Below are 1,217 nucleotides of genomic sequence, written 5' to 3' on the forward strand. Positions count from 1 at the left end.
TTATTCTACAATCTCGGCGATAACGCCGGCGCCTACTGTATGACCGCCTTCACGAATCGCGAATCGCAGCTCTTTCTCCATCGCGATCGGTGTGATCAGTTCGCCTTCAATCGTCACACGATCTCCCGGCATCACCATCTCCACACCTTCCGGCAGTTTCACCGATCCGGTCACGTCTGTGGTCCTGAAATAAAACTGAGGACGGTAGTTGTTGAAAAACGGCGTATGCCGTCCGCCTTCTTCTTTTTTCAAAATATACACTTCACCTTTGAACTTCTTGTGCGGGGTAATCGATCCGGGTTTCGCAATAACCTGGCCGCGTTCAATCGCTTCTTTGTCAATACCGCGCAGCAAACAACCAATATTGTCACCGGCTTCCGCTTCGTCCAACAGTTTCCTGAACATTTCCACTCCGGTCACAACACTCTTCTTTGTCTCCGTGAGCCCTACGATCTCCACATTGTCGCCGACTTTCACCTTGCCGCGCTCCACACGTCCGGTCGCCACGGTGCCGCGTCCGGTGATCGAGAATACATCTTCTACTGCCAGCAAAAACGGTTTATCTATCTCACGCACCGGGGTCGGGATGAAATCATCCACCGCATCCATCAACTTCTGGATTGGTTCCCATTCCGGGCCGTCTAAGGTTCCGGCCACACCTTTTTCCATGGCTTTCAATGCGCTGCCACGAATAATCGGGGTGTCGTCTCCGGGAAAATCATACTTGCTCAATAATTCACGCACTTCCATCTCTACCAGATCCAACAATTCAGGATCATCCACCTGATCGGTCTTGTTCATGAATACCACGATCGTCGGCACACCTACCTGACGCGCCAGCAGGATATGCTCACGTGTCTGCGGCATCGGACCGTCACTGGCTGAAACCAGCAATATCGCGCCATCCATCTGCGCCGCTCCGGTAATCATATTCTTGATATAATCCGCATGACCCGGGCAATCCACATGGGCATAATGACGTTTGTCCGTCTCGTACTCCACGTGCGCCGTATTGATCGTGATGCCGCGGGCTTTTTCTTCCGGGGCATTATCGATCTCATCATATTTCTTGACCGCAGCGCCGCCCTTGCTCGACAGGTACATGGTGATTGCTGCCGTCAAGGTCGTCTTCCCGTGATCAACGTGACCGATGGTTCCAATATTGATATGCGGTTTGTTACGTTCAAATTTTTGTTTTGCCATGTCTTCCTCCTGTT

1 protein-coding gene is annotated in these 1,217 nt (G+C 51.8%); it reads right to left on the minus strand.

Translation table 11 applies throughout. From position 1 onward, the window contains the following. On the minus strand, positions 1-1,203 hold the full coding sequence (gene tuf / locus K8S19_03180; GenBank protein ID MCD4812679.1) for an elongation factor Tu: 1,203 nt from the start codon (positions 1,201-1,203) through the stop codon (positions 1-3). Positions 1,204-1,217 lie beyond the last annotated feature (14 nt).

The organism is bacterium (assembly GCA_021108215.1).
GTDB lineage: Bacteria > Oederibacteriota > JAAXVQ01 > JAAXVQ01 > JAUVAV01 > JAIORK01.

What these genes read in the sequence shown, in the direction of transcription:
- tuf (MCD4812679.1), bottom strand. Translation starts at nt 1,203, where the DNA reads ATGGCAAAACAAAAATTTGAACGTAACAAACCGCATATCAATATTGGA.